The sequence below is a fragment of the Frigoribacterium sp. R86507 genome (assembly GCF_044597695.1).
Lineage (GTDB): Bacteria > Actinomycetota > Actinomycetes > Actinomycetales > Microbacteriaceae > Frigoribacterium.
The window spans coordinates 182,273-195,898 of sequence record NZ_CP139002.1; the positions used below are offsets into that span (position 1 = coordinate 182,273).

Annotated in this window: 11 protein-coding genes; 4 read left to right on the forward strand and 7 right to left on the reverse strand. The window is 73.2% G+C overall.

Annotated elements, in window-relative coordinates; translation table 11 throughout:
* Positions 1-11: 11 nt before the first annotated feature.
* A complete protein-coding gene (locus tag SJY14_RS00865; protein ID WP_043596920.1) occupies positions 12-398 on the forward strand; it encodes a PLD nuclease N-terminal domain-containing protein in 387 nt (128 codons plus the stop codon).
* Positions 399-707: 309 nt separating this feature from the next.
* Here the strand turns inward: SJY14_RS00865 and SJY14_RS00870 are convergent, their stop codons facing one another.
* The 4 genes from SJY14_RS00870 to SJY14_RS00885 all read right to left on the reverse strand — a co-directional run bounded on the left by SJY14_RS00870 (position 708) and on the right by SJY14_RS00885 (position 5,731).
* Positions 708-2,399 (reverse strand): glycoside hydrolase family 13 protein, encoded by a 1,692-nt coding sequence (locus tag SJY14_RS00870; protein WP_396599510.1) that lies wholly within the window; start codon positions 2,397-2,399, stop codon positions 708-710.
* A 73-nt stretch (positions 2,400-2,472) separates the two neighbouring features.
* Positions 2,473-3,399, reverse strand: coding sequence for a carbohydrate ABC transporter permease (locus SJY14_RS00875; RefSeq protein WP_054145132.1), 927 nt, complete (start codon positions 3,397-3,399; stop codon positions 2,473-2,475).
* Complete coding sequence (locus tag SJY14_RS00880; RefSeq protein WP_396599511.1) at positions 3,399-4,337, reverse strand: carbohydrate ABC transporter permease; 939 nt, start codon at positions 4,335-4,337, stop codon at positions 3,399-3,401. Before SJY14_RS00880 ends, SJY14_RS00875 begins: the two co-directional genes overlap by 1 nt.
* Positions 4,338-4,444: 107 nt before the next feature.
* Positions 4,445-5,731 carry an ABC transporter substrate-binding protein gene (locus SJY14_RS00885; RefSeq protein ID WP_200925347.1) on the reverse strand — a complete coding sequence of 429 codons (1,287 nt, stop codon included), beginning with the start codon at positions 5,729-5,731 and terminating at the stop codon, positions 4,445-4,447.
* Positions 5,732-5,892: 161 nt separating this feature from the next.
* Here SJY14_RS00885 and SJY14_RS00890 point away from each other — a divergent pair, with 161 nt between their 5' ends.
* A complete protein-coding gene (locus SJY14_RS00890) occupies positions 5,893-7,236 on the forward strand; it encodes an ROK family protein (protein ID WP_396599512.1) in 1,344 nt (447 codons plus the stop codon).
* A gap of 233 nt (positions 7,237-7,469) precedes the next feature.
* A complete protein-coding gene (locus SJY14_RS00895) occupies positions 7,470-8,126 on the forward strand; it encodes a hypothetical protein (RefSeq protein ID WP_143048750.1) in 657 nt (218 codons plus the stop codon).
* 35 nt (positions 8,127-8,161) lie between these two features.
* Here the strand turns inward: SJY14_RS00895 and SJY14_RS00900 are convergent, their stop codons facing one another.
* Positions 8,162-8,770 (reverse strand): TetR/AcrR family transcriptional regulator, encoded by a 609-nt coding sequence (locus SJY14_RS00900; protein WP_071257643.1) that lies wholly within the window; start codon positions 8,768-8,770, stop codon positions 8,162-8,164.
* Positions 8,771-8,848: 78 nt separating this feature from the next.
* On the opposite strand from SJY14_RS00900, the gene SJY14_RS00905 reads away from it, so the two are divergent.
* Complete coding sequence (locus SJY14_RS00905) at positions 8,849-9,646, forward strand: SDR family NAD(P)-dependent oxidoreductase (RefSeq protein ID WP_396599513.1); 798 nt, start codon at positions 8,849-8,851, stop codon at positions 9,644-9,646.
* Positions 9,647-9,784: 138 nt separating this feature from the next.
* On the opposite strand, the gene SJY14_RS00910 is transcribed toward SJY14_RS00905, so the two are convergent.
* On the reverse strand, positions 9,785-11,227 hold the full coding sequence (locus SJY14_RS00910) for a nucleotide disphospho-sugar-binding domain-containing protein (protein ID WP_396599514.1): 1,443 nt from the start codon (positions 11,225-11,227) through the stop codon (positions 9,785-9,787).
* Entirely contained in the window at positions 11,224-13,509 is a 2,286-nt protein-coding gene (locus tag SJY14_RS00915; RefSeq protein ID WP_396599515.1) for a glycosyltransferase, read from the reverse strand. The genes SJY14_RS00910 and SJY14_RS00915 overlap by 4 nt, the downstream gene beginning before the upstream one ends.
* Positions 13,510-13,626 lie beyond the last annotated feature (117 nt).

A 13,626-nucleotide genomic window follows, 5' to 3' on the forward strand; every position in this document is an offset into this window, starting at 1 on the left:
ACCCTCGGGCCGTGACCTTCGTCCTGGCTGCCCTGCCCCTGCTGCTGATCGTGGGGGCGCTCGTCGACATCGTCACGCGCCCCGAAGGCGACGTGCGCCACCTGCCCAAGGGCCTGTGGATCATGATCGTGCTGTTCCTGCCGCTGATCGGCAGCATCGTCTGGTTCGCCGCCGGCCGCGAGTACGGCCGACGCGTCGAGCAGATCGGCCCGCGCGACCAGAGCCGGTACCACGAGGCCGCGGCCCGCACGCTCGACCACCGCGTCCGCAGCACCGAGCAGCAGCTCGCCGACCTCGACCGCGAGGCCGAGCACTACGAACGGCTGGCGCGCCTGGCGAAGCTCGAGGCCGAGGTCGAGCAGCGCCGGTCGACGGCCGGCGACGACGTCCCCGCCTGACCGGGACCGGACCTTCGGGTCGTCGAGTGGCTGATCCGGTACGTACCGGATCAGCGGGTGAGCACGACACCCCAGGAGGCGCGGGGCGGCCGGCGAGGACGGCCCGCGCCTTCCGGGCAGTCGCGACACACGAGAACGGGCGGGTCTGCGGCGGGCGGGCGCCCGCAGACACCCGCCGACCACGAACCCGCCAGCTCAGCACCCAGGAGGCGCGGGTCACCGCCCCGAGACGGCCGGCGCCAGCCCCGCAGCCAGACCGGCGTCGGCCGCCCCGGGGCGGCCGGCGTCAGCCGCGCAGCCAGGCCGACCTCAGCCGCGCAGCCAGGCCGCCGTCTCGCCCGGCAGCTGCCCGGCGTCGGTCAGCGGCCCGCTCGCGACCAGCACCTCGCCCGAGCCCAGCCCGAGCGCAGCCAGGTCGACGGGCTCGGTGCCGAACACGCACACGACGTGCCATCCGCCGGGACGGACGAAGTGCAGCACGTCGTCGCGACCCTCGACCGGCAGCCACTCGAGCGTCTCGTCGGTCTGCAGGTCGCGCCGCGCGGCGAGGGCCGCACGGTAGAGCGCCAGCGTCGAGGTCGCGTCGGCTTCCTCGGCCTCGACCGAGTACTCGCCGAACCAGCTCGGCTGCGGCAGGTGGGCCTCGCCCGGGCCGAAGCCGAACGACGATCCCGACCGGGTCCAGGGCAGCGGCACGCGGCAGCCGTCGCGGCCGATGTCGACGCCGGGGTTGCGGAAGAACGAGGGGTCCTGGCGCTCGTCGGCGGGGATGTCGGCGACCTCGGGCAACCCGAGCTCCTCGCCCTGGTAGACGTAGGCCGACCCGGGCAGGCCGAGCATGAACAGGGACGCCGCCCGGGCCCGACGCAGGCCGGTCTCGACGTCGACCTCGGGCGAGGTGCCGCCCGAGAGCAGCCACTCGGCACCCTGCTTGACGTCGCGACCGTCGAGGGCGGGCAGGCCGTAACGGGTCGCGTGGCGGACGACGTCGTGGTTCGAGAACACCCACGTCGTCGACGAGCCCGAGGCCTCGGCGGCGTCGAGGTTGTAGGTGATGATGTCGTGGAACTGCGTGGCGTCGAAGTCGGCCTCGAGCAGGTCGAAGTTGAACGCCTGGCCCAGCCCCTCGGCGCTGGCGTAGCGGGCACGACGCGACGGCTCGACCCAGGCCTCGGCCACGGCGATGCGCGGCGGGTCGTACTCGTCGAACACCTCACGCCACGTGGCGTAGATCTCGTGCACCTCGTCGCGGTCCCACAGCGGGTGGTCGCCGTCGGCCTTCGGCAGCGCCTCGAGCTCGGCCGTGGACGGCAGCACCTCGGGCAGGCTCTTCGCCAGCCCGTGCGCCACGTCGACGCGGAAGCCGTCGACGCCGCGGTCCGACCAGAAGCGCAACGTGGTCAGGAAGTCCTCGCGCACCTCCCGGTTGTCCCAGTCCCAGTCGGGCTGCTCGCTGGCGAACGAGTGCAGGTACCACTGGCCGTCGGCGACGCGCGTCCAGGCCGGGCCGCCGAAGATCGACGTCCAGTCCGAGGGCGGCAGCTCTCCGGACTCGCCGAGGCCGTCACGGAAGATGTAGCGCGCCCGGGCGGGCGATCCCGCGGGGGCGGCCAGCGCCTCCTGGAACCAGACGTGCCGGTCGGACGAGTGGTTCGGCACGAGGTCGGCGATCACACGGATGCCGGCGGTGTGCAGCGCGTCGATCATCTCGTCGAACTGCGCCAGAGTGCCGATCTTGGGGTCGACGTCGCGGTAGTCGTCGACGTCGTAGCCGCCGTCGGCGAGGGCCGACGGATAGAACGGGCTCAGCCAGACCGCGTCGACGCCCAACTGCTGCAGGTAGGGCACCGCCGCCGTGATGCCGGGCAGGTCACCGATGCCGTCGCCGTTCGAGTCGGCGAAGCTGCGGGGATAGATCTGGTAGACCGCCGCCTGGCGCCACCAGGTCGGGTCGTCGGTCAGCAGCTCGGTCGAGGGTGCGGTGCGGAGCGTCTCGGTCATCGTGGAGCGGGGTCCTCTCGGTGGTGGGTTGCCTGGAAGGTCAGGAGGCGCGGGTCGCGCCCCCGACGGACGCCTACTTGATCGCGCCCTGCGTCACGCCCGCCATCACCCAGCGCTGGGTGAAGAGGTAGACGACGATCGCGGGGGCCATCGCCATGAGGTACGAGGCGAAGGCGACGTTGTAGTTGTTGCTGAACTGCGTCTGGAAGATCTGTTGCAACACGGGCAGGGTCTGGAGCGACGGGTCGGCCGTGATCAGCGACGGCATGGCGAAGTCGTTCCACGAGGCCAGGAAGGCGAAGATGCCGACCGTGGCGCTCATCGGTGCGAGCAGCGGGAAGACCAGGCGCCAGAAGACCTGCCACGTGGTGGCGCCGTCGAGCCGCGCGCTCTCTTCGAGCTCTTCGGGCAACGACCTCAGGAACGCCGTGAACAGCAGGATCGAGAACGACAGCTGGAACATGACGTGCAGCAGGGCGACGCCGGCGGGGTTGTCGAGGCCGACGATGCCGGTCAGCTTGATCTGCGACAGCGCGACCACCGGGAACGGGAGGAACATCGCGGCGAGCAGGTAGAAGAACGAGAAGCGGAACAGCTTGCGGTCCCAGTTGCGCGAGATCGCGTACGACGCCATCGACGCGAGCACCACCGTGCCGACGACGGTCGCCGCCGTGACCAGGGTCGAGATGCCGAACGCCCGCGGGAAGTCGGTCAGCTGCCAGGCGGTCGCGAAGTTCGAGAAGTCGATCGGTGCCGGCAGGCTGAACGCGTTGCCGTCGACGGCCTGCGCCGTCGTCTTGAGCGACATCGTGATGGTGACGTAGATCGGGATCAGCACGGTGATCGTGCCGAGCACGAGCAGCGCGGTGACGAGACGGTTCGGACGTTCCCGACCGACGCGACCGCGTCGACGACGGGTGACGGCGTCGGCGTCGCGACCCGCGCCTCCTGGGGTGGGGGCCGGCGAAGCGGCAGGGGTGACGAGTGCGGTGTTCGCCATCAGACGGCCGCCTTTCCGCGGGTGATCCGGAGTTGGACGAGCGCGATCGCGACGGCGATCACGAAGAAGATGGTCGCGTTGGCCATCTGGTAGGCGTAGTCGCCACCGGTGAAGCCCGTGAAGATCGTCATCGCGATGCTGCGGGTCGACGTGCCGGGGCCGCCGTTCGTCAGGCCGACGATGATGTCGTACGAGTTCAGGAAGTTCTTGAAGCCGATGATCGTGTTGATCAGGACGTAGCCCGCGATGAGCGGCAGCGTGATCGACCGCAGCTGCTTCCAGCCCGAGGCGCCGTCGAGGCTGCTCGCCTCGTACACCTCGCCGGGGATGGCGAGCAGGCCCGCGATGTAGATCAGCAACGTGCTCGGGATCGCCTGCCACGCGGTCACGACGACGATGCCGATCCAGGCGGTGTCGGCGTTCGCGAGGATGCTGTCCTGCAGCCCCGGGATGCCGAGCGAGGCGCCGAGGGCGGGCAGCGAGTTCGAGAAGAGGAACTGGAAGACGAACGCGATGATGATGCCCGAGATGACCATCGGGATCACGAACACGGCCCGCAGCGCCGTCTTGGCCTTGATCTGCGAGGTGAGGCCGATCGCCAGCAGCAGCGCGACGACGTTGACGGCGACCACCGTGACCAGCGCGAAGCCCATCGTGAAGCCGTACGAGCCGAGGATCGCCGGGTCGGTCGCCATCGCGAGGTAGTTCGTGATGCCGACCATGTCGAACTCGCCGAAGCCGATCGAGTTCGTGAAGCTGTAGAACACGCCCATCACGGCCGGCAGCGTGATCGCCAGCGAGAACAGGACGAGCGTCGGCACGAGGAAGAAGTAGAAGACCGGGTCGACGCGCTTGCCGCGACGCCGGGGGTTGCCGGCCGTGCTGCCGCTCAGCGAGGCGCGGGCGCCTCGCGCGGCCGTGGGGGTGGTGGTGGCCATCGGGTCTCCTTCGACTCGGGCGGTGGTCGGGGTGGCGGAGCCCGCGGTGCGACCCGCGGTGCGGCCCGCGGTGCGGCCTACGGTGCGGCCCGCGCCGTCGAGCGCGCTCATGCGCGGAGCGCCAGACGGCGCCAGTCGGCGTCCATGGTGCGCAGGGTGCCCTCGACGCTGGCGCCCGTGACGATGCCCTGCACGTAGTTCTCGGCGGGGATCGTCAGCGGGATCGCCTTGGAGGCCCCCTGGTAGAACCGCGCGTCGTCGTAGTAGCTCTGCATGCCAACGATGCGCTCGTCGGTCACGGCGGGGGCCGACCTCGTGGTGCCGAACGCCAGGAAGTCCCGGTTGTAGGCGTCCTGGATCTCGGGCTGCATGAGATAGGTCAGGAACTCGCGGGCGGCGTCCTGCTTGCGCGACTGCTCGGGCACCCACAGGGCCAGGTCGAGGTTGACCCGCACCTTGCGGTCGGCCGGGTCGTCGGTCATCGGCAGGGGGAACGTGCCGACCTTCGCCTCGGGGTTCGCCTTCGTGATCTCACCGAGTGCCCACGGCCCCTGCATGAGCATCGCCGCCTCGCCCTGGGCCATGGCGAGGTTTCCGTCGCCGTAGCCGCGGCTGTTGCGGTTGTCGTTCGACAGCCGGCCGAGCTGCACCATGCGCTCGACGGGTTCGCGGAAGTCCTTCTCGAACGAGACCGAGCCGCCCTGGCCGACGCTCGTGCCCTCGGCGTTCATCTTCTCGTAGAAAGCCGCGACGTCGAGCGAGCCGCCGGTCGTGTAGTCGAACAGGCCCTGCGCGACGGTCCACGGTTCGCGGAAGGTGCTGTAGATCGGCGTGACGCCGGCCGCCGTGAAGGTGTCGCACGCGGCGAGGAACTCGTCCCACGTGGTCGGAACCTCGACGCCCAGGTCGGCGAAGATCTGCTGGTTGTAGATCACAGACGCCGCCGTGATCGAGTACGGCAGCACGCTCGTCCGGCCGGGGTAGGTCGCGTACTGGTCGACGAGGCTCTGCACCTCGGGGCGGATCGTGCCCGCCTCGGGCAGGTCGCCCAGGTCGCTCAGCGCCCCGCGCTCCATGAAGCGGGCCATCTCGAGGTTGTACGTGAAGGCCGCGACGTCGGGCGGGTTGCCCCGGACAAAGCCGGCCGAGATGCCCGAGGTCGAGTCGTGGATCACCCGGACCGCCGACTGGGACTCGTTGAACCGCGAGACCAGGTCGGAGAAGTACGGGATCGCCTCGGGCTTGGTCGCGTAGAAGGTGATCTCGGTGCGCCCGCGGCCCGAGCCGGACGGAGCGCAGCCGGCGAGGAGGAGCGCCGCCCCGGCGGCACCGATCCCGCCGAGGAGGGTGCGTCGGCTGAGGCCGGCACCGGAGGGCAGTGGGGGTGTGGGCACGTCGTCGTCTCCCGGGTCGCGACCCCGACGACAGCGTCGGGACCGAGTTGATCTGGTGTGTAGATTTAGACCCTAGATCAATTCGTGGCGTGGCACCATGGGTCGTCGTCGAAAAGTTCCGCCGTGTCGCGAGAGACCGGCCACAGCACGAGGAGGCGCGGGTGGCGCTGAGCACCGGGGTGTCGTCGCCGAGCCTGCTGCGCCGCATGAACGCGGCCGAGGTGTTGCGGCACGCGTGGTCCGTCGACGCCGTCACGGCGAGCGACCTGATCGCCCTCACCGGACTGACCCGGTCGACCGTGCTCGGGGTCTGCGACGACCTCATCGACCACGGCTGGATGGTGTCGCTCGCCGACGCCCGCTCGACCGGCGAGTACCGCAAGGGCCGCCCCGCGCGGCGCTACGCCCTGGCGCGTTCCGCCGGGCACGTCGTCGGGGTCGACGCCGGCCAGCACCAGCTCACCGCCGTCGTGGCCGACCTGCGGGGCGACGTGCTCGCGCGGGCCGTCCGCCGCATCGACCCCTGCGGCTCGGCCGACGATCGCCGACGCATCGTGTCGGCCCTGGTCGACGACGCCCTCGCCTCGGCCTCGCTCGCCGACGACGACGTGCTCGCCGTGACCGTCGGCGTCCCGGCCCCCACCGACGCCGAGGGCCGGTCACCGGTCGAGGCCGGCGCCGACTTCTGGGAGCTGATGAACCCGGACTACGTCGGCCTGTTCGCCCCGCGCGGCTGGGCCGTCGTCGTCGAGAACGACGCGAACCTCGCGGCGGTCGCCGAGGCCGCGGCGCGCGAGGTCGGCGGCGTGCGGCGCGCTGGCGACGCGGGCGCGGCGGGCGACGCTGGCGCGGTTGGCGACGTGGGCGACGCTGGCGCCGTCGCCCGCGACGCTGTGCGCGGCGACGGCGGGGCGGGGCCATCGTTCGTGACCCTGCTGGCCGGCGAGCGATTCGGCGCCGGGTTCGTGCTCGACGGAGCCCTCGTGCGGGGCAACCGCGGTGCCGCGGGCGAGATGCGCCTCCTCGACCTGGTCGACGGCGTCGGTTCGGCGGACGGCATCGGCGCCGTGCTGCGGGACTGGGCCCGCGCCGCCCGGGCACTCGGCACGGTGCCCGAGTCGTCTCCGTTGTGGGCGGTGCCGATCGACCGGCTCGACGCGGCGGCCGTGCTCGCCGCCGCCGACGCGGGCGACCCGGCCGCACTGCGCCTGGTCGAGCGCATGGCCGAACGGTTCGGACGCGTCTGCGCCGTGCTCAGCGGCATGCTCGACGTCGACCGCATCGTCGTCGCCGGGGCCGTGGCACCCTCGATCGGCCTGCTGCTCGAGCGGACGACGCCGTGGCTCAGCAGGTTCACGCACCGGGCCGCGCCCGAGGTCGTCGCCTCGACGCTGGGCGACGCGGTCGTGACCACCGGCGCCGTGGAGCGTGCCCTGGCGCACGTGCGCGGCCACGCACTCGAGCTGACGCTGCCGGGTGCGGCGGACGCGACCCGCGCCTCCTGAGGCCTGCTCGGCTCGGACTCGGGCTCGGGCTCGGGCTCGGACGGCGATGAACCCGGTTTCGAACGATGCACCCGGTTGCTTCCGGGTTCATCGTTCGAAACCGGGTTCATCGCGCGTCGGGACGGGAGGCGCGAGGCGGGACGGGAAGCGCGGGGCGGGAGGCGCGGGGCGGGGCGGGGCGGCCCGGTGCGGGAGGCGCGGGGCGGGCCGGCGCACGCCGCTAGGCTCGCGGGATGGTCACCGTCGTGCTCCCCTGGCGTCCGCAACCCAGTCGCGTCGCGGCGTTCGAGGTCGTGCGCGACTGGTACGCCGACGCCCTGCCCGAGGCCGAGATCCGCACGATCGACTCCCCCGACCCGGTGTTCAACCTCGCCCAGTGCCGCAACCTCGGCGTGGCCGGCCTGGCCGACGACGAGGTCGCCGTGATCGGCGACGCCGACACCCTGCCGCAACGCGAGCCCCTGCTCGCGGCGATCGAGGCGGCGCGCACGAGCGGCCGGGTGCACCTCCCCTACACCGAGTACCGCTGGCTGGGACGCGACGGCACCGCGCAGGCGGCCGCGGGCACCCCCCTCGAGCGGTGCGACTTCGAGCTCGTCCGCGGGGCCTGCTCGGGGGTCTACGTGACCCGCGCCTCCTCGTGGCGCAGTCACGGCGGGCAGGACGAACGCTTCCGGGGCTGGGGCTTCGAGGACGCCGCCTGGTACCTCGCCCACACCACCCTGCTCGGCGAGGCCCCGCGCCGACACGAGGGCATGGTCTTCGCCCTCCACCACCAGGCCGAGGTGCGCGAAGGGCCGCAGTACGACGCCAACGCCGCGCTGATGCAGCGGTACCGCGACGCGTCGGTCGGTGCCGACGCGATGCGCGCGGTCGTCTTCGGCGGCTAGGCCGGGCCCGATCCGGCCCGGCCACCCGTCCCGCGTCAGTCGCGACGGACCGTGTGCAACGGGCCGAGCGCGTGGTCGAGTGCGGCCTCGAGCGGCCACCCCGCCCGCTCGGACTGGCTGAGCAGCAGTCCGCCCTGGATCGCGGCGATGATCGCCGTCGCCACGCGCACCGGATCGGCCGAGGCATCGACCGACCCCGCCGCCTGCAGCCGTCGGATGCCCGTGGCCAGCTGCTCGCGCCAGGCGTCCCATGCCTCCTTGACGGTGCGCTCGACCTCGGCATCGGTGGCGGCGACCTGGGCCGCGAGCGTGCCGATCGGGCAGGCCCAGCGGCCGAGGCTGATGTAGTACTCGACCAGGGCGGCGCGCCAGCGCTCCCATGACTCCCAGGTGCCGAGGTCGTGGATCTCGGGCTCCTGCGCCTCGAGCAGCTGCCGCCCCTCCCACTGGGCGACCTCGTGGATCAGCTCGGTCTTGCCCCCGGGGAAGTAGTGGAACAGCTGGCTCTTGCTGGTCAGCGTCGCGGCCCGCACGGTGTCGAGCGTCGTCCCGCCGATGCCCGCGGCGAGGATCTGCCGACCGGTCTCGTCGATGATCCGCTGGCGGGTGAGCCGCCCGCGCTCGGTGATCTTCGTGTCGTCCACGAGGAAAGCCTAGCCCGGCTGGACCCTCTGGTCCAGAAAGACTGGACTCGACGGTCCATTCCGTGCTAGCAATGGACCATGCAGTCCAATCAAGAAGTCCTCGACTCCCTGCCCACCGACGACCGCCTGGCCGGTCGCACCGCCGTCGTGACCGGCTCGACCAGCGGCATCGGCGAGGCGATCGCCCACGTGCTCGCCGCCTCCGGCGCCACCGTCGTCGTCAGCGGCCGCGACGCCGCCCGTGCCCGGCGCGTGGTCGACGCGATCGCCGCCCGAGGTGGCTCGGCCCACGCCGTGCCCGCCGACCTCGCCGGCCCGTACGCCGATCTCCGCACGTTCGCCGCCACGGCGACCGAGGTCCTCGGCGGCCGTGTCGACATCCTGGTCAACAACGCCGGCGTCTATCCGACGATGCCGACCGACGCCCTCGACGACGCCGACCTCGATGCGATCCTGGCGACGAACGTCCGCGCGCCGCACGTGCTCGTCGGCTCCCTCGCCCCGGCGATGGCCGAACGAGGCTCGGGGTCGATCGTCAACATCGGTTCGTGGATGACCCGGGTCGGGGTGCCGTTCGGCGCCATGTACACCGCGTCGAAGGCCGCGATCGAACAGATGACCCGCACCTGGGCGGCCGAGTTCGGCCCTCGCGGCGTGCGCGTCAACAGCGTCGCGCCCGGTGCGACGTCGACGCCGGGCAACGCCGAGTCGGCGGCCGTCCTCGACGCCCTGACCGCGGCCACTCCGGCCGGCCGTCCCGTGCGTCCCGTCGACATCGCGTACGCGGTGCGCTACCTGGCGTCGGACGAGGCGACCTTCGTGCACGGGGCCCTGCTCGACGTCGACGGCGGCATCCTGAACACCCGGACGATGTAGGCCGACCCGCGCCTCCTGCCGTCCGGGCCTCGGACGGACCGTCGGGACGTCACGACGTGCCGCTCACCTCCGAGGTGAGCGGCACGTCGTGGCACGACGACAGGACGGGGCGGGACGAGGAGGCGCGGGCCGGGTCGGTCAGCCGCGCCCGGTCAGTGCCGCGTGGGCTCGTGCCCGTCCGGGCGTCTCGCGCAGGGACGCCGCCAGACCGGCCAGGCGTCCGGCCGCACCGGGGTCGCGCGTCGGCAGGTCGAGCACGTGCCGCAGCGCCTCCGCCAGTTCGTCGACGGTCGCCGTGTTCGGGGCGAGCGCGACGCCCACCCCGGTGCGCTCGAGGGCCGCGGCCCCGGCGAACTGGTCGGTCGAGAACGGCAGGACGACGACGGGCACGCCCGCGGTCATCGCCTCGGTCACGCTGTTGTTGCCGCCGTGCGTGACGGCCGCGGTCGCCGCGTCGAGCAGGGTCACCTGCGGCAGGAACTCCCGCACCAGCCAGTCGGCCGGCACCTCGCCGAGGTCGGCCCGGTCGCCCGAGCCGAGCGCGATCGCGGCCCGCACCCCGACGCGCCGCAGGGCCTCGGCCACGCGCCCGAGCACGTCCGACCGCACCGACAGGAAGCTGCCGAAGCTGACGTAGACGAACGGGGCGGCGGGTGCGGGTGCGGGCGCGGCCTGGTCGCCGGCGGCCAGCCAAGCGGCGACCTCGGCGTCCACGGGCTCGGCCCGAACCGCCGAGCCGAGCCAGACGTGCGGCGGCAGCAGGGCCTCGCGCGCGGGATCGGCGAGCTCGCCGGGGTAGTTGTAGAGCAGCAGGTCGCCGTGCTCGCCGAACGCGCTCGTCGACGGCGGCAGGTGCGGAGCGAGCTCGGCCAGCGCGGCGTTCCACTCGGCGGTGAACGAGGCGTCGACCCGCTCGCACAACTCGCGCAGCCCCGCGATGCCCTCGGGCTCGGACCCGGGTCGCACCACCGATGTGCCGTCGAACCACGCATGTGGGTGGTTCGACACCACATCGGCGGTGCGTCCTGCATCGCCGACGGGCCGTGCAGCACCCGCGCCGAACGCCGGGGGCCACTCGGGCGGGCACCCGTAGACCTCGTCGCCCACGGGCAGCGCGGTCGGGTGCCCCAGCACGACGTCGGCGAACGGCACGCCGCCGGCCACGAGCGCGAGCCGGGCGCTGAACGCGAGGTGGTCCACGACGATCTGGTCGGGCCGGACCGCGGCGACCACGTCGAGCACGGCGCGGGCCGTCGCGACCGGCTGCCACATGAGGTCGGTGAGGCGTTCGCGCGCCTGGTACGAGAGCGTCTCGACCATGCCGAGCCGGGTGGCGTCGAAGAAGCCGCGCAGCGAGGCGTCCTCTTCGGCCACCTGCTCCTCGGCACGGATCACCCCGGGGTTCGAGCCGCGCCCGAGTTGCAGCTGCACGCGCTCGAAGCCGAACGACTCGACGATGGCGGCGGTGGCCGGGCCGGTCGCGACGACGACGCGCTCGCCCCGGTCGCGCCACTCGGTGGCCAGGGTCGCGAGCGGCAGCAGGTGCGACGCGTAGTCCGGGCTGATGACGAGCAGGGTCATCGTGCGCTCACGCTCCACTCGCGCTGTTCGAGTTCGTCGTGGTGCACCGTGTCGTAGACGCCCGACAGCGACCGCGCCATGGCCTGGATCGTGAAGGAGCGCTCGACGGTGTCGCGCGACCGGGCCGCGCGCGCCTCCGTCGTCTCGATCGAGGCCGCGGTGAGCGCCTCGCCCATCGCCTGGCGCAGGGCCTCGACGTCCCAGGTGCGGGTGAGCCAGCCGGTGTCCCCCTGGCGGACGTAGGTCGAGGGCCCGCCGCCCTGCGGCGCGACGACGAGCAGACCCGAGCCCATCGCCTCGAGGAGGGCGATGCCGAACTCCTCTTTCAGGCTGCCGCAGACGTAGACGCCGCGCGGCGCCGCGAGCCCGGGCAGGCCGAAGCGGGCCGCGGCGACCCAGCGGGCGACCGTGTCGTTCGGCCGGTGGCCGGGCAGCAGCAGTCCGGAGGCGCGGTGCCGGTCCGCGGGGACGATCGCGTCGATCAGGTCGAGCTGTTCGCGCTCGTCGGCGCTCGGGTGCTCGAGGTCGCCGCCGATCAGCAGCAGGTTCGCACGGTCGCGCAGCGGCACCGCGTCGGCACCGGCCGCGTCGGCGTCGGCCGCGTCGGCCCCGGCCCACGCCTCGACGATCGTCGCCATGCCCTTCACCCGGTGCAGTCGTCCGACGCTGACCAGCAGCGGCAAGCCCCGGCGCTCGGGCGGCAGGGTCTCGAGCAGCGCGCGCAGCTCGGCGAGCGGCGGGGTCGCGGGCAGGCCCGCGGCGTGCTCGGCGGCCTCGGCGACCGAGCGGTCGACCACGTCGAGGTCGATGCCCTCGGGCACGATCGTGTGGCGCTCGGGGTGCGAGGTGACGTCGATGCCGACCAGCTCGCGCATGTCGCGCTCGAGCTCGGGCCGGGGGAACAGCACGGTGTGCGACGCGTTCGAGGCGAGCTGCTGCACGAGCCGCGTGCGGAACCAGAAGTGCTCGACCTCGTCGACGTCGCCGAACGTCTCGCGGGTCAGCGCACCCGACAGGTCGAGCGACTGGATGACGGCGTGCGGGTCGGGGGCGACCGTGAACACGACGGGGATGTCGAGCTCGCGGGCGACGTCGGCCGCCGCGAGGCTGCCCACGTCGGCCATCCGCAGGTGCAGCAGGTCGACGCCGCCCGCGGCGCGCAGCACCCGCCGGATGCCGCGCCGGGCCGCGACCCGCAGCGGCCACGCGGTCGCCGACGAGACGGGGTCGCTGAGCAGCGGCACACGCCCGTAGACGTGTCCGGAGGCGCGGGTCGCCAGGTCGTGGACGCTCGCGACCGCCGCGTCCGCCGACCCGCGCGAGAGGGTGACGACGCGGGCGACGCGGGGGTCGTCGAGGACGTGCGCCGCGCCTCCTGCAGGGAGCACGCCGCCTGCGGCGAGCGCGTCGCCGAGCCGGACGAGGAGCGTCGCGATGCCTCCGTTGTCGCCGCTGCCGGCGTGCGTGAGGCCGGCGTCGATGTCGGCGTGCAGGAAGAGCTGAGCGATCGTGAGGCCGTCGCGCCCGGCCGGGTGGTCGCCGTCGGGTCCGTCGTCGACCCCGCGGTCGCGCACCCGGTCGCCGTCGGGCACCTCGTCGGGGGCCGAGAGGTCGATCGCCGAGAGACGCGCGACGTCGCCGAGGTAGCCGTCGTGGCGGGCGAGCTCGTGCACGACGGAGGCGACGGCCTGGTCGCCACGACGCTGGCCGAGGGCCGAGACGGCGGCGACGCGGACGTGCTCGTCCTCGCCCCGGTCGCGGGCGATCGTGAGCAGCGGGCGCGAGGCGATCCGGGCCCGCACGAGGCCGAGCGTCTCGACCAGGCGGTACCGGGCGTCGGGCTCGTGCACGCCGATCAGGGCGCCTTCGAGGGCGACCCCGACCACGGCGGGAGCGGCCGACGACCACTGCTCGAGCGTGCGCTGGGCCACCATGCCGGTGAAACCTCCGGCGACGACGAGCCCGATCAGCCGACCGACCGTGTCGTAGCGGGGCAGCCGCTGGCTGAGCGCCGAGGCGGCGTGCTCACGCAGGAAGGTGCGGTCGCTCGACAGCAGGTCGCTCAGCACGACGTCGGCCTGCTCGTCGAAGACCTGCGCGAGGGCGTTCGTCGCCGCGATGGCGACGAGTTGGTCGTCGCTGCCGAGGGCACCGCGCAGCACGCGGATCGTCCGGGCCCCGCCGGTGCGCGCGGCGTCGAGCGCGAGGTCGTCGGCGAGGCGCATCGAGTCGACCAGGCGGTCGGCCTCGTGGATCGCGTCGAGCGAGGTCTGGATGCCCATGGGGGTACCTCTCGGGTGTGGCGGGGTGGCGGTGCGGTGCCCGGCGCGCGGCGCCCCGGGGCGGCCCGGGAGCCCCGGGCCTGGTGGAGCCTATCGCCGCCCGGTGACCGGCCGGTG